Origin of the sequence: Azospirillum rugosum, assembly GCF_017876155.1 — a bacterium.
Classification (GTDB): Bacteria; Pseudomonadota; Alphaproteobacteria; order Azospirillales; family Azospirillaceae; genus Azospirillum; species Azospirillum rugosum.
In genome coordinates this window covers 27,194-53,028 of record NZ_JAGINP010000003.1, presented here as the reverse complement: position 1 = coordinate 53,028, position 25,835 = coordinate 27,194, and the positions used below count along the sequence as shown (strand labels likewise).

General features: G+C 68.2%; 18 protein-coding genes. 7 read left to right on the top strand and 11 right to left on the bottom strand.

What is annotated here, in order from left to right; translation table 11 throughout:
* Positions 1-117: 117 nt before the first annotated feature.
* From J2851_RS05195 to J2851_RS05185, 3 genes are all read left to right on the top strand, one after another.
* The gene (locus J2851_RS05195; protein WP_209764720.1) at positions 118-312 is read left to right on the top strand and encodes a hypothetical protein; all 195 of its coding nucleotides are present in this window, start codon (positions 118-120) and stop codon (positions 310-312) included.
* Positions 309-1,400, top strand: coding sequence for a prohibitin family protein (locus J2851_RS05190; protein WP_246500430.1), 1,092 nt, complete (start codon positions 309-311; stop codon positions 1,398-1,400). The genes J2851_RS05195 and J2851_RS05190 overlap by 4 nt, the downstream gene beginning before the upstream one ends.
* Positions 1,401-1,551: 151 nt before the next feature.
* Positions 1,552-3,546 (top strand): methyl-accepting chemotaxis protein, encoded by a 1,995-nt coding sequence (locus J2851_RS05185; RefSeq protein ID WP_209764718.1) that lies wholly within the window; start codon positions 1,552-1,554, stop codon positions 3,544-3,546.
* A gap of 87 nt (positions 3,547-3,633) precedes the next feature.
* On the opposite strand, the gene J2851_RS05180 is transcribed toward J2851_RS05185, so the two are convergent.
* From J2851_RS05180 to J2851_RS05160, 5 genes are all read right to left on the bottom strand, one after another.
* Positions 3,634-4,005 carry a c-type cytochrome gene (locus tag J2851_RS05180; RefSeq protein WP_209764716.1) on the bottom strand — a complete coding sequence of 124 codons (372 nt, stop codon included), beginning with the start codon at positions 4,003-4,005 and terminating at the stop codon, positions 3,634-3,636.
* Between the two features lie 119 nt (positions 4,006-4,124).
* Positions 4,125-5,528 (bottom strand): amino acid ABC transporter permease, encoded by a 1,404-nt coding sequence (locus J2851_RS05175; protein ID WP_246500429.1) that lies wholly within the window; start codon positions 5,526-5,528, stop codon positions 4,125-4,127.
* Positions 5,525-6,715, bottom strand: coding sequence for an amino acid ABC transporter permease (locus J2851_RS05170; RefSeq protein ID WP_209764715.1), 1,191 nt, complete (start codon positions 6,713-6,715; stop codon positions 5,525-5,527). Before J2851_RS05170 ends, J2851_RS05175 begins: the two co-directional genes overlap by 4 nt.
* Before the next feature lie 266 nt (positions 6,716-6,981).
* Entirely contained in the window at positions 6,982-8,010 is a 1,029-nt protein-coding gene (locus J2851_RS05165; RefSeq protein WP_307418996.1) for an amino acid ABC transporter substrate-binding protein, read from the bottom strand.
* A gap of 103 nt (positions 8,011-8,113) precedes the next feature.
* Entirely contained in the window at positions 8,114-9,385 is a 1,272-nt protein-coding gene (locus J2851_RS05160) for a pentapeptide repeat-containing protein (RefSeq protein ID WP_209764714.1), read from the bottom strand.
* A gap of 599 nt (positions 9,386-9,984) precedes the next feature.
* On the opposite strand from J2851_RS05160, the gene J2851_RS05155 reads away from it, so the two are divergent.
* From J2851_RS05155 to J2851_RS05145, 3 genes are all read left to right on the top strand, one after another.
* Positions 9,985-10,347: a response regulator gene (locus J2851_RS05155; protein WP_209764713.1), complete on the top strand. Its 363-nt coding sequence runs from the start codon at positions 9,985-9,987 to the stop codon at positions 10,345-10,347.
* 180 nt (positions 10,348-10,527) lie between these two features.
* Entirely contained in the window at positions 10,528-16,359 is a 5,832-nt protein-coding gene (locus tag J2851_RS05150; RefSeq protein ID WP_209764712.1) for a HAMP domain-containing protein, read from the top strand.
* A gap of 7 nt (positions 16,360-16,366) precedes the next feature.
* A complete protein-coding gene (locus J2851_RS05145) occupies positions 16,367-18,532 on the top strand; it encodes a response regulator (protein WP_246500428.1) in 2,166 nt (721 codons plus the stop codon).
* A gap of 47 nt (positions 18,533-18,579) precedes the next feature.
* On the opposite strand, the gene J2851_RS05140 is transcribed toward J2851_RS05145, so the two are convergent.
* The 4 genes from J2851_RS05140 to J2851_RS05125 all read right to left on the bottom strand — a co-directional run bounded on the left by J2851_RS05140 (position 18,580) and on the right by J2851_RS05125 (position 22,686).
* The gene (locus J2851_RS05140; RefSeq protein ID WP_209764711.1) at positions 18,580-19,074 is read right to left on the bottom strand and encodes a hypothetical protein; all 495 of its coding nucleotides are present in this window, start codon (positions 19,072-19,074) and stop codon (positions 18,580-18,582) included.
* A gap of 86 nt (positions 19,075-19,160) precedes the next feature.
* On the bottom strand, positions 19,161-19,796 hold the full coding sequence (locus J2851_RS36665) for an ATP-grasp domain-containing protein (protein WP_370881302.1): 636 nt from the start codon (positions 19,794-19,796) through the stop codon (positions 19,161-19,163).
* A gap of 809 nt (positions 19,797-20,605) precedes the next feature.
* A complete protein-coding gene (locus tag J2851_RS05130; RefSeq protein WP_209764709.1) occupies positions 20,606-21,466 on the bottom strand; it encodes a polysaccharide deacetylase family protein in 861 nt (286 codons plus the stop codon).
* Complete coding sequence (locus tag J2851_RS05125; RefSeq protein ID WP_209764708.1) at positions 21,463-22,686, bottom strand: glycosyltransferase family 4 protein; 1,224 nt, start codon at positions 22,684-22,686, stop codon at positions 21,463-21,465. Before J2851_RS05125 ends, J2851_RS05130 begins: the two co-directional genes overlap by 4 nt.
* Before the next feature lie 237 nt (positions 22,687-22,923).
* On the opposite strand from J2851_RS05125, the gene J2851_RS05120 reads away from it, so the two are divergent.
* The gene (locus J2851_RS05120; RefSeq protein ID WP_209764706.1) at positions 22,924-24,243 is read left to right on the top strand and encodes an O-antigen ligase family protein; all 1,320 of its coding nucleotides are present in this window, start codon (positions 22,924-22,926) and stop codon (positions 24,241-24,243) included.
* A 5-nt stretch (positions 24,244-24,248) separates the two neighbouring features.
* Here the strand turns inward: J2851_RS05120 and J2851_RS05115 are convergent, their stop codons facing one another.
* Both J2851_RS05115 and J2851_RS05110 read right to left on the bottom strand, forming a co-directional pair.
* Positions 24,249-25,079, bottom strand: a complete 831-nt coding sequence (locus J2851_RS05115; protein ID WP_209764704.1) for a metallophosphoesterase family protein — start codon at positions 25,077-25,079, stop codon at positions 24,249-24,251.
* A gap of 16 nt (positions 25,080-25,095) precedes the next feature.
* A complete protein-coding gene (locus J2851_RS05110; RefSeq protein WP_209764703.1) occupies positions 25,096-25,818 on the bottom strand; it encodes a WbqC family protein in 723 nt (240 codons plus the stop codon).
* Positions 25,819-25,835: the final 17 nt, after the last annotated feature.

Below are 25,835 nucleotides of genomic sequence, written 5' to 3'. Positions count from 1 at the left end.
GCGCCATCCTGACCGCCGGCGGACGGAAGGGATGGGGAGCGCCACGGCACCTCCCCGTCCCTCCCCCGCAAGGCTGCTCGTCGTCACGCCGCCCCCCATCGCCCAAGGCCCGGACGCATGCCCTTCTTCGCCATTCTGCTGTATCTCGCCGCCTGCGCGGTGTGCGGCTTCATGGGCCGCAATACCACCTTCGGCTTCGTCGGCCATTTCCTGATGGCCTTCTTCCTGACGCCGCCCGTCAACTTCGTGGTCCAGGCGGTGAGCCGTCCCAGCGCGCGGGACCGCGACAAGGCGCTGGCGCCGAAACGATGACCACCGCAGACACCACTTCCAAGGACCTTTCCCCCAGGGACATGACCACCGGCCGCGCGCCGTTCCGCCAGCGCGCCCGGCTGTGGGTGAAGCGGCACAGCGTCTCGCTCTACGCGCTCGCCCTGACGGTCATCCTCGGGCTGCTGGCCATCGCCCCGTCCATCTTCATCGAGGTGCAGGCCGGCCATGTCGGGGTTCTGTGGCTGCGCTTCTTCGGCGGCACGGTGACCGACCGGGTGCTGAACGAAGGCACCCACATGGTCTTCCCGTGGGACAAGGTCACCATGTACGATGTCCGCCTGCGCACCGAAAGCCGCAGCTACGAGGCGGTGTCGGCCAACGGCATGGCGATGACGGTGGAGGTGGCGCTGCGCTACCGCATCAATCCGCCGGCCGCCGGGCTGGTCCACAAGCTGGCGGGCGACGACTACGCCGCGAAGCTGGTTTATCCGGAGATCGCCAGCCTGGTCTACGAGTTCGTGTCGCAGCACAACCCGGAAAGCTTCTACTCCGTGGACCGCGCCGACATCCAAGGCTTCCTGCTGCGGCGCGCGCAGGAGCAGTTCCCGGCGCCGCCGGACAATTTCCCGTCTGCGGCGGCGGCCACGCCGAAGCAGATCGAAGCCACCATGATCCGGGTGGAGGACGTGCTGGTGGCCGGCGTCACCTTCCCGCCGCTGGTCCGCCAAGCAATCGACCGCAAGGTGGAACAGCAGCAGATCATGCAGGAATATGATTTCCGCATCGCCCGCGAGGCCAAGGAGCGCGAGCGCAAGCGCATCGAGGCGGAAGGCATCCGCGATTTCCAGGACATCGTCGCCCGCAACATCACGCCGGAATACCTGCGCCTGCGCGGCATCGAGGCGACACGCGCCTTCGCCACCTCCAACAACGCCAAGACGATCATCATCGGCGGGCGCGACGGTCTTCCCGTGATCCTGAACACCGGCGACGACGCAAAGCCCGCCCCGGCCACGGCGTCCACCCCGGCCTCTCCCGTCGACGCCCCGCCCGGCAGCCCGCAGGACACGCCCCCCGACTCCTCGGCCCTTCCGTCCGATCCCGCCGCCGAGGCGCCCCTCCGGTGAATTTGCACGCGCAGCGATAATCCATACACGCGGAAGCTGCAGTTGATCTGCATCAATGCGTCGCAGGGGCATTCGTTCGCATTTAACACAAAATCACACCAATGAGCGAGGGGCCCCTCGGGTCCGTCGCAACGGGACGGAGAACAGGTCGATGAAAGCCTTGCGTACGCTGAGTCTGGCAACAAAGCTGACCATTCTGTGCACGCTCGGCCTCGTCGTCCTTGGCGGTGCCCTGACCTTCGCCACGGTTTACATCGTGCAGACCCGCATCGGTGAGGAAGCGCTGGAGCGGCGGGAGCAGGCGATCACCAGCTTCCACCTCCTCCTCGACCAGAAGGGGTCGGAATTCCACGTCAAGAACAGCGCGCTTTACATCGACGACTTCAAGCTCGACGGCGCAAACGACGTGGTCGATTCGATCCGCAGCGTGAACGGCGGCGTGGCGACCATTTTCCACGGCGACAAGCGGGTGGCGACCAACATCCGGAATCCCGACGGCAGCCGCGCGGTCGGCACCACCCTGGCGCGGGGCCCGGTCTACACCGCCCTGTTCGAAAAGCACGAGCCTTACCGCGGCGAGGCGAACATCCTGGGTGACGCCTACTTCACCGCCTACGACCCGCTGACCAACCAGAACGGCGAGGTGATCGGCGTTCTGTTCGTAGGCCTGAAGAAGAGCGACGCGCTGCACGTCGTGGACGAGGTGGTGAGCAACACGCTGAAGGTGGCCGCCGTGATCACGCTGGCCGTCGGCGCGATCATGCTTCTGGTCGTCCGCCGCCAGTTCCTCACGCTGGGGCGCATCCGGACCGCCATGCTCCAGATCGCCGATTCCCAGTACGAGACGGTCGTGCCCGGCCTGGACCGGCAGGACGAGATCGGCTCCATGGCCCAGGCGGTGGCCACCTTCCGCCAGAAGGGCCTGGACAACCAGCGCCTGCGCGACGAGCAGGAGCGGGAACGGCGCGAATCGGAACAGGCCAAGATAGCGGCGCTGGAGGCCATGGCCCGCACGGTGGAGCAGGAGACCCGCACCGCCGTGGACCGGGTCGCCGAACGCTCGACCCTGATGGACGAGAACGCGCAGGCCATGGCCTCCTCCGCCGAGTCGGTGTCGGGCAACTCCCAGAACGTCGCAGCGGCGGCCGAACAGGCGCTGGGCAACGCCCAGGCCGTGGCAACGGCCACCGACCAGCTCACCGCCTCCATCGCGGAGATCTCCAATCAGGTCGCCTTCGCCAGCCAGATCTCGCGCCGCGCGGTCGACGGCGGCCGGCGGACGGAGGAGGTCGTGGTGTCCCTGTCGGAGGCCATCGGCCACATCGGCGAGGTGGCGACCTTCATCCAGGGCATCGCCAACCAGACCAACCTTCTGGCGCTGAACGCCACCATCGAGGCGGCGCGCGCGGGCGAGGCCGGCAAGGGCTTCGCCGTCGTCGCGGGCGAGGTGAAGAACCTCGCGACCCAGACCTCCCGCTCGGCGGAGGAGATCTCCCGCCAGATCGCCGAGTTGCAGAGCATGACCGCGACCGCCGTGACAGCGGTCAAGGACATCGGCCACACCATCACGGAGATCGACGGCGTTGCCGGCAGCATCGCCGCCGCCATGGACCAGCAGGGTGCCGCGACCCGGGAGATCTCCCGCAACGTCGGCCAGACGGCCGCGGCGGCGCAGGAGGTGTCGGTCCGCATCGCCCAGGTGTCGGAGGAAGCGGCGGAGACCGGCAGCCGGGCCGTGGAGGTGCGCCGGGTCGCCTCCGACGTGGCCGGCAGCATCGAGACGCTGCGCCAGATGCTCGTGCGCGCCGTGCGCACCGCGACGCCGGAGGTGGATCGCCGCCGCAGCCCGCGTTTCGCGATCACCGCCCCCTGCGCGGTCGCGGCCGCGGCCGGGGATCTGCGCGGCCGGCTGCAAGACCTGTCGGAAGGCGGAGCCACCGTGGAAGGGATCGATCCGGCGGCGATCGGCAACCGCGGGACGCTCACGATCCAGGGCTGCAGCCAGCCGCTGCCCTTCACCGTGCTGTCGCGCGACGCCACCGTCATGCATGTGAAGTTCGACCTCGCCCCGCAGGCGGCGGCAACCTTCGCGACGGAATTCCGCCGCCTCACCATCGGGCTGTCCCCGCTCGACCAGGCGGCCTGATCGGGTCTTCGGAAAGGAAAACGCCCACCGGCGGGTGCCGGTGGGCGCTCGTGCGCTCTCGTCAGCGGAGAGAGGCCGTCAGGCCACTCAGCTGTTGTTCTTCAGGAAGGCGATCAGGTCCTTGCGGGCCTGCTCGTTCTTCACGCCGGCGAAGGCCATCTTGTTGCCCGGAATGGTGCCCTTCGGGTCGGTCAGGTACTTGTCGAGCTGGGCCTCGTCCCAGGTGATGCCGGAGTTCTTCATCGCGTCGGAGTAGTTGAAGCCCTCATGCGAACCGGCCTTGCGGCCGACGACGCCGTGCAGGTTCGGGCCGACGCGGTTCGGGCCGCCGGTCTCGATGGTGTGGCAGGCCTTGCACTGGTTGAACACCTTCTCGCCGGCCGCGGCATCCTGCGCCGAAGCGATGCCGGGGAACGACGCGATCAACCCGAGAGCCAACACGGCAAAAGTACGCTTCATCTTGGTTTCCTCAATTAGCGAACACGATGACGACCAACCGGTTCGACCGCGGAAAGCCGGACCGGCAGGCTTATTGGATTCGCCCGACGTGGGCGTAGCGTTTAGCACTGGAACACCCGTCAGGCCACCCCGTTCCGGAGGGTCCTTTCCAGGCGCAGGCTGTACCGTGCCATGCTGAAGCAAAGGACCCAGAAGACCAGCCCGACGAAGGTATAACCCTCCGCCGCGAAGCCCAGCCAGTTGGGATCGGACGTCGCCGTCTTGATGATGCCGATCAGGTCCAGCAGACCGATCACGGCGACCAGCGAGGTATCCTTTAGCAGGCCAATGAATGTGTTGACGATGCCGGGAATGACCACGCGCAGGGCCTGCGGCAAAATGACCAATCCCATCGTCTGCACCCGGCCCAGCCCCAGGCTTTCCGCGGCCTCGCGCTGACCGGGATCCAGCGCCTGGAGGCCGCCGCGCACCACCTCCGCCATATAGGCCGCGGAGAACAGCGCCACGCCGATCAGCGCGCGCAGCAGCTTGTCCACCCCCACCCCCTCCGGCAGGAACAGCGGCAGCATCACCGAGGCGAGGAACAGAACCGTGATCATCGGCACGCCGCGGATGAACTCGATGAAGCCGATGCAGGTCAGCCGCAGCACCGGCAGGGCGGAGCGCCGGCCGAGCGCCAGCAGGATCCCCAGCGGCAGCGACGCCGCCATGCCGGTCAGCGCGATGGTCAGCGTCAGGAACAGCCCGCCCCACTGCTCCGTCGGGACGAAGGGCAGGCCATAGGCCCCGCCGCTCAGCAGCGCCTGCGCCAGCACCGGGAAGACCAGCCCGAGCAGATAGAGCCCCGCCGCCCGCAGGCTGTCGAAGCGCCAGCCGAACAGGCCGGCCGCCAGCACCAGCGCCACCCAGCCGAAGGCCTTGGGCGTCCCGAAGGCCACCCCGCCTACGCCCGCCGCCAGGGCGGACAGCCCGACCGCCAGCAGCACCCGCGCCGCCGCCGGCAGGCGCCGCAGCGGCGACAGGTCGCGCGCCAGCAGCAGCGGCCCCGCCAGGAACAGCGCCACCACCACGCCCAGAACCGGCCCGCCGAGCCAGCCGGCCCCCAGCCCGCCGATCACCACCCCCGCCAGCGCCGCGGCCCGCTGGGTCGCCGCGCGCAGCGGCAGCACCGTGGCGAGCCCCAGCGCCAGGATCAGCGCCGCCGCATCGACGCGCCAGCGCTGCTCCAGCGGGTAGAAGCCGTACATCAGCTGCCCGAAGCGCACCTTGACGAACACCCAGCAGGCGCCGCCGCCAACGGTGCCTTCCGGCGTCAGGCAAGCCTCGCGGGTGGCGCCGCTCCACACCGCGTCGAGCAGCGCCCACTTGACCAGCGGCGGCAGCGCCCAGGCCAGCAGCAGGGCGAGCGACAGCGTCGCCAGCGTTCCCCAGGCGGAGAAGAACAGGTTCTCGCGCGCCCAGCGCCACGGGCTGCGCGATGCCTTCGGCGGCGCGAGGACGGGAGTTTCGAAGGTCGTACTCATCGCCGGACGATCGCCATCTTGCTGTTGTAGAGGTTCATGCCGAAGGAGATCGCCAGGCTGACCACCAGATAGACGGCCATGGTCATGCCGATCGTCTCGATCGCTTGGCCGGTCTGGTTCAGCGTGGTGCCGGAGAAGACGGCCACCAGGTCCGGGAAGCCGATCATCACGGCGAGCGAGGAGTTCTTCAGCAGCGTCAGGTGCTGCGTCGTCATCGGCGGGATGATCACGCGCATGGCCTGGGGCACCACCACCAGCCGCAGCACCGCCCCCGGCGTCAGGCCCATGGCCTGCGCGGCCTCCACCTGCCCCTTGGGCACCGACAGGATGCCGGCCCGTACTGTCTCGCCGATGAAGGCGCCGGAATAGAGCGTCAGCGCCAGCCACAGCGCGATCAGCTCCGGCACCAGCGTCAGGCCGCCATCGAAGTTGAAGCCCTTCAGCACCGGGACGTCCCAAGACAGTGGAACGGCACCCGACGTCAACACCGCCAGCGGCGGCAGCACGATCAGCGCCAGCCCGACCCAGCCCGCCGGGAAGCGCCGCCCCGTCAGGATGCGCCGGCGCCGTGACCACAGCCCGACCGCCACCGCGGCGGCCAGTCCCAGCCCCATCGCCGCCCAGACCATCCAGACCGGCCCGTCGCTGACCGGCCCGGGCACGGTCAGCCCGCGGTTGCTGAGGAAGGCCACGCCGCCCAGCGAGATGGCGTCGCGCGGGCGCGGCAGCGGCGCCAGCACCGCCGTGTACCAGAACAGCAGTTGCAGCAGCAGCGGCAGGTTGCGCACCGTCTCGATCACCGTCGCCGCCGTGCGCGACACCAGCCAGTTGCGCGACAGCCGCCCGATGCCCAGCGCGAAGCCCAGCGCGGTCGCCGCGACGATGCCCAGTACCGACACGGTCAGCGTGTTCAGCACCCCGACGACGAAGGCTCGGCCATAAGTCGCGGCCGGGCTGTAGTCGATCAGGCGGAAGTTGATGTCGAACCCCGCCCGGTTTCCGAGGAAGTGGAACCCGGCCGCGATCCCCGCCTTGTTCAGGTTGTGGATCGCGTTGCCGATCCCCCAGGCTAGCAGCCCGACCAGGGTCGCCAGGATCACGCCCTGGATCGCCAGCCCGCGGACGCGTGCCGCCGTCCAGGTGGCCCCGCGCGGCGGCCCCTCCGGCACGCTGCGGTCGTTCGTCATGCTTCTTGTGTCCGTGATGCTTGAACAAGCGGCGGAAAGCACGGAAAGCCACGCAATGATAGCGATTCACCACAAAGACACTAAGACACAAAGATTTTCACAAAGAAGACCCGAACACCCGCCGAGACGCCGGAACCGGCAGAACTCCTTTGTGAATTTCTTTGTGTCTTAGTGTCTTTGTAGTGAAAATCTTTTGCGCTTCCAGCGTTTTCCCCTCACCCCACCCCCTCTCCCACAGGGGGAGAGGGGCTTTTGCTACAACTGACTCAGCGCACCGGCGGGGCGTACATCAGACCACCCTTGGTCCACAGCTGGTTGATGCCGCGGTCCAGGCCCAGCGAAGTCTTGGTGCCGACGTTGCGCTCGAACACCTCGCCGTAGTTGCCGACCAGCTTGACGATGCGGTAGGCCCAGTCGCGGTCCAGACCCCAACGCTCGTTGCCCAGCGCCTCGTCGCTGCCCAGCAGGCGGCGGACGTCCGGGTTCTTGGACTGGCGCATCTCGTCCACGTTGGCCTGCGTCACGCCCAGCTCCTCGGCGTTGATCTGCGCGAACAGCGCCCACTTGGCGATGTTGGCCCACTGCGGATCGCCGGCGCGCACCGACGGGCCAAGCGGCTCCTTCGAGATCACCTCGGGCAGGATGACGTGGTCGGCCGGCTTCGACAGGGTGGTGCGGCGGGCGGCGAGGCCCGAGGTGTCGGTGGTGTAGACGTCGCAGCGGCCGGTGTCGTACAGCTTCGCCGCCTCGTCGGAGGATTCGAAGACCACCTGCTTGAAGGTCAGCTTGTTGGCGGTGAAGAAGTCGGCGATGTTCTGCTCCGCCGTCGTGCCGGTCTGGATGCAGATGCTGGCGCCGTTCAGCTCCTTGGCGCTCTTCACGCCCAGCTGCTTGCTGACCATGAAGCCCTGGCCGTCGTAGAAGTTGGCGCCGACGAACTCGATGCCCAGGTTGGCGTCGCGGGTGAAGCTCCAGGTCGTGTTGCGGGCCAGCACGTCGATCTCGCCGGTCTGCAGCGCGGTGAAGCGCTCCGTCGTGGTCACCGGGCGGAAGGTGACCTTGCTGGCATCGTTGAACACGGCCGCCGCGATGGCGCGGCAATAGTCCACGTCCATGCCGGACCAGACGCCCTGCGCGTCCGGGACCGAGAAACCCGGCACCTTGCCGCTGACGCCGCAGACCACGTTGCCGCGCTGCTTGACGGTGTCCAGGACGCCCGCCTGGGCGACGGAGGACGCACCCGTGGCCAGCGCCACAGACATAGCAGCGGACGCAACGGCCAGACGAATCTTCACGGAGAATCTCCACACATAAGTAGAAGGCAACGCCTCAGCTTAAAAAGCAGGCAGCACGGTCCACAAGTGTGAAATCCGATCGGGAGCTATTTCAACGGTCACATCAGCTCAGCCGGCTGTGCAGCAGAGTCGTGCCGGCGGTGTTCGCCCGGTCCAGGTCGGCGTCGCGCAGGTCGGCGCCGGACAGGTTGCAGCCCGCCAGCTCAGCGCCGGCCAGCCGCGCGCCGCGCAGGTCTGCGCCGCGGAAATCGCTGTCCGCTAGGTTCGCCCCCTTCAGGTTGGTCGGCCACATCCGGCCGGTCGGCACCCCCTCCGGCGACAGCAGCTCGATGGCGCGCAGCACCGCGTTGCGCAGGCGCGCCCGCTGCAAATCGCAGCCCTCGAAGCTGGATCCCGACAGGTTGGCGTTCTCGAAGCTCGTCTCGCGCATGCGGCAGCCGGGGAACTGCGCGATCTGCAGCTTGCTGTCGCGGAAGGTCGCGCCGGTGAAGTCGCAGTTGCGGAAGATCGCCCCGCTCAGGTCGCAGCCGTCGAAGTCGGTGCCGGCGAAGGCGCCGTCCGACACGTCGAAGCGCCGGCCCTCCTTGCCGTTGCTGTTGATCCACAGCACGTGCCCGTCCAGCCCGGCCCGGATCTGCGGCGGCAGGGCCGCTTCGGCGCGGTGGTAGATGGCTTCCTGAAGGCGGGCGTCCTTCCAGTCGGCGCTGTCCATGGCGACGTTGCGCAGCTCCGCCCCGCGCAGGTCGGCACCCTGGAAGGAGGTCCCGGCGACCGTCGCGTTGTTCAGGATCGCGCCCTTCAGCCGTGCCCCGGCGAAGTCGGCCCCGCGCAGGTCGGCGCCGCTGAGGTTCGCCCCGAACAGCGTGGCGTTGCTGAAGTCCGCCCCCTCTAGGTTCGCGCGCGACAGGTTGGCGCCGGTGAGGTCAGCGTCGCGGAAGTTGGCCCCGATCAGGCCGGCGGCGCCCGCGGCCGGCTTCCGGCCGGACGCGCGGCGGTTCTTCCACAGCACGAGCTGGCCAGGGCGCAGGTCCGCGCGCTCGAACACCGTGTTGCGCAGGCAGGCCTTGGTGAAGTTGGCGCCGCGCATGTCGGCCCCGACCAGCGAGGTGCCGCGCAGGTCCGCCGAGACGAAGCAGGCGCCGAACAGGTCGGCGCCGTCCAGGTTGCAGCGCTTCAGCACGCTGCGGCGGAAGTTCGTCCCGGTCAGCACGGCGTCCGACAGCACCAGCCCCGACAGGTCGTAGCCGGTCAGGTCCGCGGACTTCATCTGCAGGCGCAGCCCGTTGGGACGCGCCGCCAAGTACAGGGCGTGCGCGCGGATGGCCTGCGCCAGCGCTTCCAGGTCCGTCGCTTCGTCGCCCCGACCGTTCATCATCGCCACGTCATGAGCCTGCGCCGTTCCGCCCATCGGGTCCCCCCATCGGACTCCGGGCCGCCGCATCATGTTACAGCATTGTATTAATTCCGCTCAAATTTTTAACACCCGAATCGTGAATGGCTGGGTTTGCGCGGCAGGGCGACCGGCCGGCCTCCGATCACGCCGTTATGCCACCAAAGGCGAAGCCGCCGCCCCTCCATGTTCATAGGCGGTCCGTCGGCAGCACCGCGGATTCTGTCGATTCGACGCCGCGGAATCAGGGGCCCGCTGCCTGCCGCACTTTCGTAAGCATACCACGAAAATCGACATAACCCATTGGAGGTATTTGACCTTTTTTCCCTTATCCGACCCGACCCGCCGTGCTAGTCCTGCCGATATGCTTGGCAGGAGTTGCGCTTGGTTCCGCGCGTCTTTTGCCGCACCGCCGATGCGTCGGGCGGCGTGGTTTTTCCGCCCGCCCAGACGGATCGCGACCATACGGTGCAGCCGGCAAAACAAAAAAGGGAAGAGGCATGACCTACCCGCTCAGCAAACCCGCGGAGGCTGGGATGGACATAGGATCGGAACAGGCGTCGTCCGCCAAAGGCTCACATCCAATGCGCGTTCTCGTGGTGGAGGACGAGTCCATCGTCGCCATGTACCTCACCGACGTGCTGGAGGACATGGAGTATGAGGTCTGCGGCGTCGCGGCGTCGGGCGCGGAGGCCCTGGCCATCGCGGAGCGGGAGCGCCCTTCCCTGGCCCTGGTCGACATCGGGCTTGCGGGTGCGCAGGACGGGATCGAGACGGCCCGCGCGCTGCGCGACCGTTTCTCCGTCGGCAGCATCTTCATGTCCGGGGCCAGCGACCCGGAGCTGCTGAAGCGCGCCGGGACGGTCCAGCCGCACGGCTTCCTGCAGAAGCCGTACGACGCGGACCAGCTGAAAAACGTGCTGGAGCGCGTCTTCGCCGGGTCTTGAGGATAGTCATCCCACCGGGCGCAAGCGCGCGGGCCCACCCCGCCGCCATCCTTGAACACGTCCAGCGGTCGCGTCGTCCCGGCGCGGCCCGACCATTTTGTGCATGGGTCCTTTTGCGCATGAGCCCCTTTTGCGCAAGGACAGGACCATCAGACGGACAGGGTTGATCGCAACATGTCGATGACGGCCTCTCACGACCAGCTTACCCCGCAGATTCTCCTCCGCGCGCTCCGGCAGTTCCGCAAGGGGGACTTCTCCGTGCGGCTCCCGCTGGAACTGCAAGGCCTGGACGGCGAGATCGCCGCGGCGTTCAACGACGTCGTGGAGATGAACGAGTCGCTCGTCAACGAGGTCGGGCGGCTCAGCGTCGCCATCGGCAAGGAAGGCAAGGTCAGCCAGCGCGCCCGTCTGCCCACCGCGTCGGGCAGCTGGGGCACCTGCGTGGACAGCGTCAACACGCTGGTCACCGACCTGACCCAGCCGACGCAGGAGATGGCCCGCGTCATCGGCGCGGTCGCCAAGGGCGACCTGTCCAAGTCCATGCCCATGGAGATCGAGGGGCGCCCCCTCCAGGGTGAGTTCCTGCGCACGGCCAAGAACGTCAACACGATGGTCGAGCAGCTCGTCTCCGTGACGACGGAGCTGACGCGCGTCGCCCGCGAGGTGGGCATCGAGGGCAAGCTGGGCGGGCAGGCCCAGGTGAAGGGCGTCGGCGGCACCTGGAAGGACCTGACCGACAACGTCAACATGATGGCCGCCAACCTGACGGCCCAGGTCCGCAACATCGCCGACGTGACGACCGCCGTGGCGAACGGCGACTTGTCCAAGAAGATCACCGTGGACGTCCGCGGCGAGATCCTGGAGCTGAAGTCCACCATAAACACCATGGTGGACCAGCTGAACAGCTTCGCCAGCGAGGTGACGCGCGTCGCGCGCGAGGTGGGGTCTGAGGGCAAGCTGGGCGGACAGGCGGTCGTGAAGGGTGTTGCCGGCACCTGGAAGGATCTGACCGACAACGTCAACCTGCTGACCGGGAACCTGACCAACCAGGTCCGCAACATCGCGGAGGTCGCCACCAGCGTGGCGAAGGGTGACCTGTCGAAGAAGATTACCGTCGATGTGAAGGGCGAAATCCTGGAGCTGAAGAACACCCTCAACACGATGGTGGACCAGCTCAACAGCTTCGCCAGCGAGGTCACGCGCGTGGCCCGCGAGGTCGGCACGGAAGGCAAGCTGGGCGGGCAGGCCCAGGTGGAAGGCGTGGGCGGCACCTGGAAGGACCTGACCGACAACGTCAACCTGCTGACCGGCAACCTGACCAATCAGGTCCGAAACATCGCCGAGGTGGCGACGGCCGTCGCGAAGGGTGACCTGTCGAAGAAGATCACCGTCGATGTGAAGGGCGAAATCCTGGAGCTGAAGAACACCCTCAACACGATGGTGGACCAGCTCAACAGCTTCGCCAGCGAGGTGACGCGCGTGGCGCGCGAGGTCGGCACGGAAGGCCGCCTCGGCGGGCAGGCCCGCGTGGAAGGCGTGGCCGGCACCTGGAAGGATCTGACCGACAACGTCAACCTGCTGACCGGCAACCTGACCAATCAGGTCCGAAACATCGCCGACGTGACGACGGCGGTCGCGAACGGTGACCTGTCGAAGAAGATCACAGTCGATGTGAAGGGCGAGATTCTGGAGCTGAAGAACACCATCAACACCATGGTGGACCAGCTCAACAGCTTCGCCTCGGAAGTGACGCGCGTGGCCCGCGAGGTGGGCTCCGAGGGCAAACTGGGCGGACAGGCGCAGGTGAAGGGTGTCGCCGGCACCTGGAAGGACCTGACCGACAACGTGAACGCGATGGCGACCAACCTGACCGGTCAGGTCCGCAACATCGCGGAGGTCACGACGGCGGTCGCAAACGGCGACCTGTCGAAGAAGATCACCGTGGACGTGCGCGGCGAGATTCTGGAGCTGAAGGACACCATCAACACCATGGTGGATCAGCTCAACAGCTTCGCCAGCGAAGTCACGCGCGTCGCGCGCGAGGTCGGCTCCGAAGGCAAGCTGGGTGGGCAGGCGCAGGTGAAGGGCGTGGCCGGCACCTGGAAGGATCTGACGGACAGCGTCAACCTGCTGACCGGCAACCTGACCAACCAGGTCCGCAACATCGCCGACGTGACGACCGCCGTGGCGAACGGCGACCTGTCCAAGAAGATCACCGTCGATGTGAAGGGCGAAATCCTGGAGCTGAAATCCACCATCAACACGATGGTGGATCAGCTGAACAGCTTCGCCAGCGAGGTGACCCGCGTGGCCCGCGAGGTGGGCACCGAGGGCAAGCTCGGCGGTCAGGCGCAGGTCAAGGGTGTGGGTGGCACCTGGAAGGACCTGACCGACAACGTCAACATGATGGCCGCGAACCTGACCGGGCAGGTGCGCAACATCGCGGAGGTCACGACGGCGGTCGCGAAGGGCGACCTGTCGAAGAAGATCACCGTCGACGTGAAGGGCGAGATTCTGGAGCTGAAGGACACCATCAACACGATGGTGGACCAGCTCAACAGCTTCGCGTCGGAAGTGACGCGCGTGGCCCGCGAGGTGGGCAGCGACGGCAAGCTGGGCGGCCAGGCCCGCGTGGAGGGTGTGGGCGGCACCTGGAAGGACCTGACCGACAACGTCAACATGATGGCGACCAACCTGACCAATCAGGTGCGCGGCATCGCGGAGGTCGTGACGGCGGTCGCCCAGGGCAACCTGAAGCGCAAGCTGACCGTGGACGCCAAGGGCGAGATCGCAGCGCTGGCCGACACCATCAACGGCGTGATCGAGACGCTGGCCATCTTCGCGGATCAGGTCACCAACGTGGCCCGCGAGGTGGGCATCGAAGGCAAGCTGGGCGGACAGGCCAAGGTGCCCGGCGCCACCGGCGTCTGGGGCGACCTGACCGACAACGTGAACCAGCTGGCCGCCAACCTGACCACCCAGGTCCGCGCCATCGCGGAGGTGGCGACCGCGGTGACCAAGGGCGACCTGACCCGGTCCATCGCGGTGGAGGCGTCGGGCGAGGTCGCGGCGCTGAAGGACAACATCAACGAGATGATCCGCAATCTTCGCGACACGACGCTGAAGAACGCGGAGCAGGATTGGCTGAAGACGAACCTCGCCAAGTTCACCCGCATGCTTCAGGGCGAACGCGACCTGGTGACCGTCTCCAACCTGATCCTGTCGGAGATCGCGCCGCTGGTGAACGCTCAGCACGGCGTCTTCTACGTCACCACGCGCGACAACGACGACACCGTCCTCGACCTCGTCGCCAGCTACGCGCTGAAGGAGCGCAAGAACCTCGGCAACCGCTTCGCACTGAAGCAGGGCCTCGTCGGCCAGTGCGCCTACGAGAAGAAGCGCATCCTGCTGACCAACGTGCCGAAGGACTACGTCAACATCAGCTCCGGCCTCGGCGAGGCGCCGCCCTTGAACATCATCGTCCTGCCGGTGCTGTTCGAGAACGAGGTGGCGGCCGTCCTCGAACTCGCCTCCTTCAACCGCTTCAGCGAGACGCACCAGTCCTTCCTGGAGCAGCTGACCGAGAGCATCGGCATCGTGCTGAACACCATCGCGGCCAACATGCGGACGGAAGGCCTGCTGAAGCAGTCGCAGCGCCTGACCACCGAGCTGCAGAGCCAGCAGGAGGAGCTGAAGACCACCAACGAGCGGCTGGAGCAGCAGGCCGCCTCGCTCCGCCAGTCGGAGGAGCTGCTGAAGGCCCAGCAGGAGAAGCTGCGCCAGACCAACGAGGCGCTGGAGGAAAAGGCGCAGCAGCTGGAAAGCCAGAACGTCGAGGTGGAGCGCAAGAACCGCGAGGTCGTGCTCGCCAAGGCCGCGCTGGAAGAGAAGGCGGAGCAGCTGTCGCTGACCTCCAAGTACAAGTCGCAGTTCCTCGCCAACATGAGCCACGAGCTGCGCACCCCGCTGAACAGCCTGCTGATCCTGTCGAAGCTGCTGTCGGACAACGCCGACCAGAACCTCAGCGACAAGCAGGTGGAATTCGCCCGGACGATCCACGCCGCCGGTTCGGACCTGCTGAACCTGATCAACGACATCCTGGACCTGTCGAAGATCGAATCCGGCACGGTCACGCTGGAGATCGGCGAGGTGGTGCTGGGCGACCTGCGCGGCCATGTGGAGCGCACCTTCACCCAGCTGGCGGAGGAGAAGCGCCTGCGCTTCACCATCGACATGGACAAGGCCCTGCCCGTCACCATCCAGACGGACGAGAAGCGGCTGGAGCAGGTGCTGAACAACCTGCTGTCCAACGCCTTCAAGTTCACGGAAGTCGGTGGCGTCACCTTCCGCGTCAGCCCCGTGTCGGAGGGCTGGAGCAGCGGCCACCCCGTGCTGAACGCGGCCGACCAGGTGCTGGCCTTCACCGTCACCGACACCGGCATCGGCATCCCGGAGGACAAGCAGCGCATCATCTTCGAGGCGTTCCAGCAGGCCGACGGCACGACCAGCCGCAAGTACGGCGGCACCGGCCTCGGCCTGTCGATCAGCCGCGAGATCGCGCGCCTTCTGGGCGGGGAGATCCGGGTGCAGAGCGCGCTCGGCAAGGGCAGCACCTTCACGCTCTACGTGCCGCTGAACTTCGACCTCGCCAGCCACCAGGAGCCGGCGCCCAAGCCCGCCGCCATCCCGTCGCCGACCCGCCCGATCGTCGCCTCCGGGTCGGAGGAGGGGCTGGCCCTGCTGCAACTCCACCCCTCGCTCGACGACCGGGAGCGCATCCGGCCGGGCGACCCCGTGGTGCTGGTGATCGAGGACGACGTGAAGTTCGCCTCCATCCTGGTGGATCTGGCGCGGGAGAAGGGCTTCAAGGCCATCGTCTCCTACGCCGGCGGCCCGGCCATGCCGATGGCCCGCAAGTTCCACCCCGACGCGGTCCTGCTCGACATCGGCCTGCCGGACATGGACGGCTGGGCGCTGCTCGACCTGCTGAAGCGCGACCCGCAGACCCGCCACATCCCCGTGCACGTCATCTCCGCCAAGGAGGAGCGGCGCCGCGGGCTCGCCATGGGCGCCTTCGACTACACGGAGAAGCCGGCCGACCGCGAGGCGATCTTCGCAGCGCTCGCCAAGGTGAAGGGCTTCGTGGAGCGCCACCACCGCAAGCTGCTGATCGTGGAGAAGGAAACCAACGCGGAGACGGGCGGCATCGCCAACCTGGTCGGCAACGGCGACATCGAGACCCGCACGGTCACCAGCACCGACGCGGCCCGCGCCGCGCTGGCGGAGGAGCGGTTCGACTGCATGGTGCTCGACCTCTCCATCCCGCAGCCGTCCGACTTCGAGCTGATCGAGAGCTTGCGCACCCGCGACACCACCGCCTGGATGCCGGTCGTCGTCTACGTCTCCGACACCATCGCGCCGGAGGACGAGGCGCGGCTGCGCCGGCTGGCGGAATCGGTGGTGCTGCGCAGCGTCCGCTCCGCCGGCAGCCTGCTGGACGAGACGGCGCTGTTCCTGCACCGCGCGGTGGACCGCCTGCCGGAGGAAAAGCGCAGCGCGCTTGCCCAGATACGGCAGCGCGACCCGGCGCTGAACGGCAAGAAGGTGCTGATCGTCGACGACGACTTCCGCAACATCTTCTCGCTCGCCAGCGTGCTGGAAGCGCACGACATGGCCGTCCTCCACGCCGAAAGCGGGCAGGAAGGGCTGGACTTGCTGAAGCAGAACCCCGACGTCAACGTGGTGCTTGTCGACATCATGATGCCGAAGATGGACGGCTATCAGACCATCCGTGAAATCCGGACGACCGACCAGGGCCGCGGCCTGCCCGTGATCGCCGTCACCGCCAAGGCCATGAAGGGCGACCGCGAGAAATGCATCGAGGCCGGCGCCACCGATTACCTTGCAAAGCCGGTGGACATCGACCACCTGCTGTCGCTGCTGCGCGTCTGGACGGGCCTCCAGCGGGGGTCGGGCGGCGCGCCGGTGATGTCTCGCCTCAGCCGGGAGTGACCATTCGATGCCGTCCAACCTGGGCAACGGCGCAATGAACCGGCCAATAACCGCTACGGGCGCCGCCACGGGCAGCGCAACGGGAGCCGCGCGGGCCGCCGCCGACGCGATGCGGATCGTCGCGGACTCCCTGCCGCCGCTGGAGGTGCGCATCCTGGTCGTCGACGACGACGGCCGCAACCTGCTGGCCATGCGCGAGACCCTGTCCGAACTCGGCGCCACCGTGGTCCTCGCCAAGTCCGGCGAGGAAGCGCTGAAGCGCGTGCTGGACCAGGACTTCGCGGCGATCCTGATGGACGTCCACATGCCGGGCATGGACGGCTACGAGACGGCGGAGCTGATCCGCAACCGCCAGAAGTCCCGCCACATCCCGATCCTGTTCCTGACCGCGATCAACAAGGACGAGATGCACATCTTCCGCGGCTATTCCGCGGGGGCCGTGGACTACATGTTCAAGCCCGTCGATCCGGTGATCCTGCGCAGCAAGGTCTCCGTCTTCGTGGAGCTGTACCGCAAGACGGAGGAGGTGAAGCGCCAGGCCGCCGTGCGCGAGCGGCTGCTGGCCGAGAACTTCCGCGTCCGCACCGAGAAGATGGAGGCCGAACAGGCGCTCCGCCGGTCGGAGGAGCGGCAGGCGCTGATCGCCCGATCCCTGCCCATCCTGCTCTACACGGCCGGCATCGGGCGCGGCACGCCCTTCCGCTACGTGACGGAAAACACCAGCGAGCTGTTCGGCTTTCCGGCCGAACGCTTCCTGAAGGAGGGCGGCTTCTGGGAATCCCGCCTGCATCCCGACGACCGGGAGCGGGCGCTGGCCCAGTTCGCAACGGCGCTGGAGACCGGCGTCGCCACGGTCGAGTACCGCTGGCGCGGCGCCGACGACAAGTACCGCATCCTGCTCGACCAGGCGGTCGTCCTGCGCGACGAGAGCGGCGCCCCGCAGGAGCTGTGCGGCACCATCCTGGACGTCACCGACACGCGCGAGATGCAGCAGCAGCTGGCCCACGTCCAGAAGATGGAGACCATCGGCCAGCTGACCGGCGGCATCGCCCACGACTTCAACAACATGCTGACCGTGGTCATCGGCAGCCTGGAGCGGCTGGCCCGCATGGTGCCGGACGATCCCAAGGCGGCGCGCCGCGTGGACATGGCCTTGCAGGCGGCGCTGCGCTGCTCCGACCTGACGCGCCGGCTGCTCGCCTTCGCGCGGCGCCAGCAGCTCCACCCCGAAAGCGTGGACATGGACGCGCTGGTGCGCAACATGGGCGAGCTGATGGAGCGCACGCTCGGCCCCAACATCCAGGTGGTGATCGAGACCGCCCCGCCGCAGTGCCCCGCGCTGGTGGACCGGACCCAGGCGGAATCGGCCCTGCTGAACCTCGTCATCAACGCGCGCGACGCCATGGCCGGCAACGGCCGCCTGAGCATCGCCACCACCACCGTCACGGTCGGCGAGGACGGGAACGACGCCGGGCTCGACCTGCACCCCGGCCACTATGTCCGGCTGACCGTGTCGGACACCGGCTGCGGCATGCCGCCGGACGTGCTGGAGCGCGCCTTCGAGCCCTTCTTCACCACCAAGGACGTGGGCAAGGGCACCGGCCTCGGCCTCAGCATGATCCACGGCTTCGTGAAGCAGTCCGGCGGCGTCATCAAGGTGGAGAGCGCGCCGGACTGCGGCACCACCTTCCACCTTTACCTGCCCTGCGCGCCCGACGCCGACCCGCAGTCCAGCCGCGACCCCGACGCGGCGGAGGCCGACGCCGCGCCGATGCCCGGCCACGGCGAGATGGTGCTGGTCGTGGACGACGACCACGACGTGCGCCACGTCGCCGTGCTGACCCTCCAGGAACTCGGCTACAACGTCCTGGAGGCGGAGAACGGCCCAACGGCGCTGACGGTCCTGGCCGGCAACCCGCGCGTGGACCTTCTGTTCACCGACATCGTCATGCCCGGCGGCATGAACGGGCTGGAACTGGCCAATGAGGCCCAGCGGCGCTATCCCGACCTGAAGGTGCTCTACGCGTCGGGCTATGCCCACGGCGTCGCGGGCGGCGTCGGCACCGCCGGCCCAGGCGCGGAGATCCTGATCAAACCCTACCGCGACCGCGACCTCGCCCGCGCCGTCCGCGTGGCGCTCGGGGCAACGCCGGCCTGCGCGGAGGCGAAGTAGAACCTGGCCCTACCGCAAAAACCTCCTCAAGGGAGGGGGAAAACAGGTCACGCCCGCGGCCCGGCCTTCGCGCCGCGTGCGCGCTGATCCGCGGCGCGGGCGCGTTCCAGTTCGATGTGGGTCCGGGCGGCGACGCGCATCAGGCGGTCGGTGGCGGCGAGGAGCTCGTCGTAGCGGGCCGGGGAGTCGGACGTCAGGAAGGAATCGAAGACGGTCAGGAACGAGGCGATCTCGCTGCTGACCCGCCAGCGCAGTTCCGGATCGATCCCCGGAGCCGGGGTCGGCGGTGAGGACGGCGGAGCGGTTTCGCGGGCGGGGGCCGGGGCCGGCGGCGTGGCGGCGGGAGCGGGTGCGGCGTCCGGCTGGGCATCGCCTGCGCTGGCGGGAGCGTCGGTGGGGCGATTGATGATGTAGCGGATGGCGGGGCCGGTGCAGCCGTAGTCGCGCGCGATGCTCGCCAGGGATTCGCCCGCCGCGTGGCGCGTGCGGATCGCCGACCAGTCGCCGTGGGGTATCTTTCCCTTTTCGCGTGCTTTTGCCATCAACCCTCACGCCCAAGGCACAACGGAACGCCAAGGGGAGTCCGTGTGGACCCCCGCAGCCGGCCAACTCTAGCACAGCCGTTTTCTTATGGCATGTTTTTCTGCCAATAGGCGGGATCGGCGGACCGGCGCGCCCGAAAGGGCCACTCCTTTTGGAAAAGAGGCAACTTGCGCAAAACGGGCTTGGGGTCGTCCCAGGCGATGCCGGACTTCGCCTCGCAGCGCAGCACCCAGCCGAGCCAGTCCGACAACGCAAGCCCCTCCGCGCGCGCCGCCGCGAAGTCCTTCACGACGTTGCACCAGCCGACGCCCGCCCGCGCCCGCGCCGTGGCGGGGCGTGCCCGTCCGGCCAAGTCCGCGTAGACCAGCGCCGGCAGGTTCACGCCCGCCAGGGCGCCGGGGAAATGCCAGAGGTTGAAGCGCGGGTTGATCTCCAGCAGGTGCAGCCGCCCGTCCGGCCCGCGCTTGAAGTCGAACTTCGCGACCCCGCGCAGGTTCAGCCGCCGCGTCAGGGCACGGCCAAGCTCCTGGACATCGCTTGCGTCGGTAATCGACAACGCGGTCGTGTGGCCGTAGGCGACGGGGTAGGTGCGGATCTTGCGCCCGGTGAACTCCCCGGCGATGGCGCCCGTTGCGTCCACATAGACGTGGTAGCTTTCGATGCGGGATTCGGGGCCGGGGATGATTTCCTGCGCCAGGAAATTCCGGCCGGAGGCGGCCATGCGCGGCCAGAGTTCCCGCAGGGCCGCCGGGCTTTCCACCTGCCGGGCCTTGCCCAGTTCGCCGATCTCCCGCCAGACCGTGTCGCGCCGCGTCGCCGGCTTCACGATCAGCGGAAAGGCGAGGTCCAGGTCCGGCGGGACGGGGCTTTCGCCGGGGCGCAGGTGCCGCGTTGCCGGGACCGGCAGGCCGAGCCGCTCCGCGAGCGTGTGGAAGCGGTTCTTGTCCACCAGATCCTCGACCAGCTCCGCGTCCGCCACCACGAAGCGGAAGACTTGGCCCAGCGTCTCGCGGTGCCGCGAGATGACCAGCAGATGCTCGTCCTCCTCGTAGAACAGGATGGGGCGCACCGGCAACGCCGCGCCGAAGCGCACCAGCTTTTCCACGAGGACGTCCGTGCGTTCGGAAAAATCCACCCACGGAAGCACCCCGCGCGTGAAGCGGGAGTGAACGGTCGGAGAACCGGGCGCCGCCACCGCGACGCAGGACGCGCCGGCCAGGCCGACCGGGCGCAACAGGTTCATGCTGCCCATGACGAAGGCCAGCGGCCTTTCACGGAGTCCCTTTTCTTGGATCGTCTTCATTCTGCGGCATCACCCCTTTGCGTGGACGCGCCTGCGATGGACGAAAGGCCGCTTCCGGCGTCATACGCCATGGCCTTTTGTTATCTTACCGTGAAGGAAACGATGGCAATTTCGGCGCCCAAAAAGAAATCGGCATTCAGGCGACTCCCTTTGCGATGGGCTGATCTCGGCGGTGTAAGACGGTGGAAGGCCTTGACGTCCGGCCGGGCAGCTGAAGACTTTGCGTGTCAGGTTGGATCGCAGGCGGCGGGGGGCACCGCACGTTGTCCCGCGCCGCCGCCGGCGCGCGGGATCCCCAGGGTGAACAGCGCGCCTTCCACCAGTCGCAAAAGATCGTCCCGCGCGTTGCACAGCGGTTGCCGCCCCCATTGCCGCGGGTGCGTGAGGATGTAGCCGGGACCGACGCCCGCGCGCAGCGCCGGCTGCGGCAGCTCGGGCTTCCAGAAGGCGGGATGGTAGGTGTCGGCGACCCGCAGGCCGAAGGGGCGCATGAGGTCGGCGTCGTAGGCCTCGACGTCGATCCCCTGGGCGGCGCGGAAGGCGCGGTCCTGGAGGATCACCACGTTGGTGACGCCCAGCGCCCGGTTGGCGAAGTCGCCATGGCTCGCCGCCACGCGCAGGGGCAACCTGGTCCGTTCGCGCAGGGCGGCGAGGTTGGCGGCGAACCGCTCCCGCGCGGCCGGGATCAACGCGTCGACCTGGGCCGTCCGGTTGGCGCCGCGCTCCTTGGCGATGGTCGCCAGCTCCTCGTAATGGTAGCCGACCTCGTGGCCGGCGGCGGCGAGGTCGCGCATGATGCCGACGTCGATCGTCGAGAGGCGAAAGAAATAGGATCCCCGCATCCCGGCCCGCTCTTCGGCCGCGGCGAAGGCCGGGCACAGCTCCGGGCTGCTGTCGATGTCGTGGCGCAGGACGAGCGCGCGGTGGCCGTCCTCCACCAGTCCGTTCTTCAGGTCCCGGTAGAAGGCGCCGATGGTCGTGCCGCCGTATCCCATCGCGCGGGCGAGGCCGAGCAGCTGCTCGTAGTCGGCCATGCGGTTGGGCATGACATAGTCCCGGTAGAGGCGCTTCCAGACGGTTCGGATCATCGCGGTTTCTCCGTTGTGCCGCCGACGAGGCCCGACGGGACGGCCGGGCTGCGCGGGGCCAGAATCCGTTCGTAGAGCTGGACCAGGGTCCGCTGCTCGTTCTCCCAGCTGTAGCGGGCGCGGATGGCCTCCCGTCCCCGCTGGCCCATGGCTTCGGCCTCCTCCGGATGCGCGAAGATCCAGTCGATGGCGGCGGCGACCGCGTCCGTGTCGCAGGGCGGCACGCACAGGCCGCAGCGGCTTTCCTCGACCACGCCGCGCATGTAGGGGAAGTCGGCGACGATCAGGGGAATGCCGGCCGCCATGTATTCGAACAGCTTGACCGGCTGGGCTTCCTGGTAGTTCCGCGTCGGGTGGTAGAGCACCAGCCCGACGCGCGACTCGACCAGCAGGCGCTTCACGCCGGCGCGATCCTGCCGGCCCCGGTAGTCCACCCGCGGCCAGCCCGGCAGCGCCTCCATGCGCTTCTGCAACTCCGCGGAGCCCATGCTTCCGGCCATCAGCAGCGTGGCCTGGGGGAAGCGACCGACCTTGCCGATGGCGTCGACCACCTCCACCGCGCAGCGGGTTTCGGTGATGGTGCCGACGAAGGCCACGCCCCGGCGCTCCGCGTAGGGCGGTGCGCCGCCTTCGGCGTTGGCGTCGGCGAACTCCGCCGCCATGGCGAAGTTCTGGACCAGGACGGTCTTACGCGCCGGGAATCGCTGCCCGATGATCGGCGTGGCGGCGACCACCCCGGACATGGCCTTGCCGGCGGTCCACTCCAGAACGCGCGCGACACCGGCGAGAACGGGCCGCAGGCGCAGCGGAATCCAGGCGCGGGTCATCAGGTCGCGCGGCAGATCCTCGTGGACGTCGTAGATCACCGTCTTGCCCATCAGCCGCAGCAGCAGGCCGCCGGGGATGAGTTCCGGGTCGTGGAAATGATAGACGTCGCCCTTCTGCCGGATGGCCGCGCGAAGCACTGAAAAGCCGGTCTTCAGCAGGCGCGGCAGCAATCCGACCGGGCGTTCCACCGCCACGATGTCCACGCCCTGGCGGCGGATCGGCCGGCCGTCGTCCGTGCGGTAGCGGTTGTCCGGGATCACCAGTGCCACGTCGTAGCCGGTCTGCGCCAGGCCGACGCATTCCTTGGTGAAGATCCGGGCGTCGTCGGCAAAATGTGTGGTCGTCAGGTGGACGACCTTGACGCGGTCCGATCGGTCCGAACGGTCCGGCATGGCTGTTGGTCCTCCCCATCGTCGGATTTGCCCCGGGGATCATAACTTTGCTTTCTTATGCTTTTCGGCGCAATGACCTTATCGAAGTACACGTTTGAACGCACCGCATGCTCCCCTCCGGTGGCTCGCCGTCTTTCGGTGGTCCTCCCACGGCGCGGCGGACTCATCCCTTTTCGAGCGGGGCGCATCGCACCCGCCCTGCGATGATAAGATGGCAAAAGAAAGGGAGCGAGGGTCATGGAGGCCACGTTGCGCGCGCATCCGGCGCGGCACCCCGGCACCGGTCTGCTGGCGCGGATGCGCGAGGACGCGCTGTCCATCGAAGCCAGCTTCATCCTGTTCGTCTACGCCGGCCGCTACAAGATGCTGCCGGAGTTCCAGGGCTCCCCCGTGGACCTGACGCTGCTGTTCTTCATCCTCGCGGTCGGGCTGACCGTCTGGGGCATCTTTTCGCGCCGGCTGAAGCCGATGCCGCTCGACCTGCCGAACATCCTGATGCTGTCCTTCACGGCCTTCGGCGTCATCAGCGTCTTCTGGTCGAGCCTGGAGCCGAAGAACGTGGACAAGGCCTGGCGCTTCGTCCTGATCGGGGTCAGCAGCTATTTCCTGGTCGTCGTCCTGGCGCAGGATCTGGAGCGGCGGCGCCGCATGGTGCGCCTGATGATCGCCTTCAGCATCGCCCTGCTGCTCTATTACAGCACCTACCGCTGGGTGCTCGGCGTCGACCCGAACGACATGGAGAACGCGGGGCGGGTCAACGGCAACAACTACATGGAATACGGCGCGCACGCCGCGATCCTGTTCTACGCCTGCCTGTCGCAGGTCATCCTGGGGCCGCGCCAGCGGCTGCCCTTGGCGATCGCCGGCGCCGTTCTGGCGCTGTTCGCCTTGCTGTTGATCGGCGCCCGCGGCCATCTGGTCTTCGCGGTGTTCAGCATCTCGCTCGCCGCGGGAAGCCTCCTGCTGGCGCCGCGCGGCCTCTTCGCGGGGATGCGGCGGCTGCTGCTTCTCGTCACCGCGCTCGTGGTGCTGTGCTGGGCCGGCTATGTGGCGATTACGGCCTATCAGGGCGCGACCGGCGCGTCGCAGCAGTTCTACACGCTGGAGCGCATCCGGCTCCAAACCTCGAACGAAAGCACCCATTCGCTGGACATCCGGGAGGAGGCGCAGGATCTCGCCTTCCGGCAATGGCTGGTGCGCCCCCTGCTCGGCTGGGGCATGGGCGAATTCCGTCTCCAGCATAGCCTGGACTACCCGCACAACCTGTCGCTGGAAGTGCTGATGGAGATGGGGCTGGCGGGCGCCTGCCTGTTCTTCCCGGTCCTGATCCTCGGCGTCGCCACCTGCGTCGCCATGGCCCGCGACCGCCGGCTCGACTGGACGGACATGATGCTGGCGCTGCTGTTCCTGACGGAGTTCATCTCGCACACGACCGTCCAGGGCTACCTGCCCGACGACCGCATCTACTTCGCCTACCTCGGCCTGATCATGGGATGGCGGCACTGGGCCCGCCGCAACGCCAGGATGATCCCTCTCCCGCCCCGGGAGAGGGGATGATGGCGTCAGGAATTGAAGGCTTTCAGCAGGACCTCGTACAGCCCGACCCTGCGCAGACCGGCTTTGATCGCGGCGCGCAGGGGGGCGGGGAGCCCGGCGAGGCGGCGCGGCTCGATGCCGGCGCGGCGGGTCTTGGCGAAGGCCAGGGTGTCGTCGTAGGCGACGCGCCGCACCGACAGGGTTTGGCGCGCGGTGTCCAGCAGCATGAAGGTCGCCCGGCGCTCCGCCGTGCGCGGCTCGCCGACCGTTCCGGGGTTGACGAGGTAGTAGGAGCCGGGCCGCAGGGCGACCTCGTCGCCGTCATGAGCGAGAATGGGAGCGAGAATGGCGCCGTCGCGGTATTCGTGGACGCCCAGGCGATGGGTGTGCCCATAGGCGCAGACCCGCGCGCCGGAGGGGTGGGCGGCCAGCGCCGCGAAGCTCAGCCGGCGCTCGCCGTCTCCATCGAGGCGGACCAGCTCGCAGCCGATGTCCGGGTGCAGGGCTCCGTGCACCGCAACCAGCTGGCCCTCCACCGCCGCCTTCAGCGGAAGTGCGGACAGCCACGCGGTGTCATCCGGCGCCAGGTGCCGGCGGGTCCAGAACACGGCGCGGATGGCGCGGGCGCTGAATCCGTCCATGCCGATCTGGCGCGTGACCGCCCGGTCGTGGTTGCCGGCGACGCACAGCGCGCCTGCGTCCCGCAGCAGGGCGACGCAGGCGCCGGGATCGGTGTTGTAGCCGACGATATCGCCCAGGCACACCAGACGGTCCACGCCCTCCTCCGCGATCGCGCCGAGCACGGCCTGGAGCGCTTCGAGGTTGGCGTGGATGTCCGACAGGATGGCAATTCTCACCGTTGAACCTCCGCCATCAGGCCGAGGGGCACGGGCTTGCCATCGGTTGGTAGGACAGGTGCCGCACGGTGTCGGCCGGCCCGATGTTGAACAGCGCGTCCAGGATCGTCAGGCAGGGCTGGAAGGCGCCCGGCCCCTGCCCGTAGGGGTGCGGCGTGAACTCGCGCACCCACAGGTCGATGCCGGCGCGCTCGAACTTCGCCGGGTCCTGGTAGTTCTGTCCGCCGACGCCGGAGAGGTAGGTGTCCCCGCCCACCGCCTTCACAAGGTCGATCAGGCGCTCGTCGCTGGTGGACTCCACGCCGAACGCGCTCGACAGTTCGAAGCGGCAGGACAGGCCGAGATGGTCGGCCAGCAGCATCGCCGCGCGCATGTTGAAGGCGGCCAGCAGGTCGGTGTCCGCCTCCAGGATGCGGTCCACCAGCGCCATCACCGGCTCGAAGTGCGGTGTGCGGCGGTAGGTGTGCAGCAGGGTCGCGCGATGGCGGCGGCGCCAGTCGTCGTCCGCGAAGCGCACGTCCCGGATCAGCTGCCGTTCGGCGCGGCGGACGGGCGCCGACAGCCAGTCGCCGCCCGCCGCCGAATGGATCCGGGTGCGGTGGACGAAGCTCCGCCCCTGGGGCAGTTGCGCGTCGTCCAGGAAGACGAACACGTCGGCGTTGGCGATTTTCGTGAAATAGCCGAGCCACGGCAGGTAGTTCGGCTGGTGAATGGCCACTCGGACGCGCGTCTGGGTCATGTCGCTCCCGTCCACCC